Raw genomic sequence first — 2541 nt, forward strand, 5'->3', positions numbered from 1 at the left:
AGAAGATACTATAATGTTTTCATAGGGAATCTTTAATTCATCAATCAATTTCTTTGCTTCTTTTGATGCCCATGCATCATTAGCTCCATGGCCAGCAATTTCTCCAGCGATATCACTTGGATGAAAAGTAATTAAAAATTTAAAAAATTTATCTCCATAGTCCCTTTTAACTTCGGAAGAAATTATTTCTGCATTTTCCCTATCAGCTTCTTCGCAAGCAAAAACGACTATCATTTTTTCTTTTGGGTAATCGTTCTTTACTAAACAATTCATTGTTGTTTTAACAACTTCAATCGGCTCTCTAAAGGTTGGCAATATAACTAAATGGTAAATGTCTTTATAAGATTCAATGTTAATTCCATTTTGAGGTCTTTCTAATTCTTCTAATTTTTTAAGCCAACTCTCTTTTTCATTTTTTTTCATTTTAGAATAACCGTCCTTTAGATAAAAAGCGAAATAAATTGTTCGCAACAAAAAATAAATATCATAAATGATAATAAAAAAAGCTACTAATATAGGAAGCTTCCAAGAAAAAAGAACTGCCAAAAAAAGTATTAGCAGGCTTGTTATTCCAATAATCATCTCTAAGAATCTATATATTCTTCTTTCTTTGGGATTTTCTAAATCCGTAGCCCTACCAATCTTTAGATAATATTTTTCATTCATTGTGACCCTACAGGGAATCGAACCCTGATTACCAGATTGAAAATCTGGTGTCCTAACCGTTAGACGATAGGGCCTTCAATAAAGTATATATAACAAAAAAACAGCAAAAAGACAAGATTAAAACTCAATCCTTTCTCCTGGGTCAATTTTTTTCTTTTTTGTTTCTTTTACTTCTTTAAGCATTTCTCTTAAACCTTCAACATCAATCTTATCTTCCTTTTTTTCCTTTTTGGGAGGAATAAATGACTTTGCTGTTTTTTCCAAGCTCACTTCTCTTGGTTTGACGAGACATTCCCTGCAATAAACTGGTCTTTTATTATCTGGCTCAAAAGGAACTTTTACTTTCTTACCGCAAAGCTCACACTGTGAATCATATAACACTTCTTTCTTTTTGGGCTTTTCTTCAACTCCGCCTGTGTATTTTGATATCTCCTCTTCAATAATTTCTTTGTTTTTTCCGTATTTCTTTCTTGATGATTCAATAATTTCCTTTTCGTATTCTTTTTCAAAAATAGCTGGTGATAGTGTTTCAGCTGAAAAGGGCTTTGAAGTTAAACCATCAATCATTAGTTTAACATATATATTTTGTCTAGATAAATTAACCAAATCAGTGGAGTAAAATTCAGGAGAAAATTCTTTTTCTAAAAACTCTCCGTCTTCGGCACCAACCCTAAAGGTAATCATTGTGCCAACGTTTCCAAAAACCGCCTCTCTTACTTTATCTTCCATTTGTCCAATATATTGGTGAGCTAAAATTAAAGATAATCTATATTTTCTTGCTTCTGATAAAATGTTAGCAAATGATTCGGTTGAAAAATTCTGGAATTCATCAATGTATAAAGCAAAGTCATTTCTTTCATTTTCAGGAATATCAACCCTAGACATTGCTGCTAATTGAAGTTTAGTAACAAGCAATGCCCCCAACAACCTAGAAGCATCCTCCCCTATTCTTCCCTTAGAAAGATTAACAATCATAATTTTTTTCTCGTCCATTATGCGCCTAATATCAATAGTAGATTTTTTTTGACCAACAATGTTTCTTATTAGAGGACTAGAAATGAATTGCCCTATTTTGTTTTGGATAGCTGCGGTTGCTTCTGTTTCATATCTTTGAGAATACCTACTAAATTCTTTTGTCCAAAAGGCCTTAACAACTGGATCATGGACATCTTTAAGAACTTCTTTTCTCCATTCAGGATCGGATAACAATCTATTAATTCCAAGTAAAGTTGATCCCTTGATTTCAAGTAGTGCCAAAACAGCGTTATTTAAAATATATTCCATTCTAGAAGACCAAACATCGGGCCATATTTTTTTAAAAACACCCATTAGCCCTCCGGCAATTAGATGCCTATAATCTGGTTTGACTTCTTCCATTATATTAAAAGCAATCGGCATATTTATGTCAGAAGGATTAAAATAGATTACATCTTTGATTCTTTCTTCGGGAACAAATTTAAGCAGTTCTTCTGATGCTTCTCCATGGGGATCAATAAAGCCAACTCCATTTCCATTTTGAATGTCTTGAATGGCCATATTCTTTAACATTTCTGTTTTTCCCATTCCTGTTTTTCCAATAACATAAACATGGCGCCTTCTGTCGTCAAATTTAATTCCAAACTTTTTTTGCTCTCCCCTAAAGTTTGTTTTACCAAAAAATATAATATCTTTATTCATAATAATTTTAATCTTCTACTGGTAATGTTGATGGAGGAGCTCCCTTCTTCATTTCTAACCTCTCAAGAGCTGAACTAGGAACAGCATCTTTGCCTGGGAAATGATAAATTGTTGCTAATTCTTCAGTACTAAAAGCATTTACTGCGCCATCTACTGGATAGGGATCAAACGATGGACTTCTTCCCCTATACTTGTCTA

General features: G+C 32.7%; 3 protein-coding genes and 1 tRNA gene. All 4 read right to left on the reverse strand.

The window, feature by feature from the left end; all coding sequences use genetic code 11:
- The coding region (locus tag PHO70_08655) for a hypothetical protein (protein ID MDD5433029.1) at positions 1-666 on the reverse strand (666 nt) is incomplete at its 3' end.
- Positions 667-668: 2 nt separating this feature from the next.
- Positions 669-740: transfer RNA gene (locus tag PHO70_08660), tRNA-Glu, on the reverse strand.
- A 43-nt stretch (positions 741-783) separates the two neighbouring features.
- On the reverse strand, positions 784-2343 hold the full coding sequence (locus PHO70_08665; protein MDD5433030.1) for a type IV secretion system DNA-binding domain-containing protein: 1560 nt from the start codon (positions 2341-2343) through the stop codon (positions 784-786).
- A gap of 7 nt (positions 2344-2350) precedes the next feature.
- Positions 2351-2541 (reverse strand): hypothetical protein (locus PHO70_08670; GenBank protein MDD5433031.1); only part of this gene is annotated, 191 nt, incomplete at its 5' end.

It is taken from the genome of Candidatus Omnitrophota bacterium, assembly GCA_028715415.1.
GTDB lineage: Bacteria > Omnitrophota > Gorgyraeia > Gygaellales > Profunditerraquicolaceae > JAQURX01.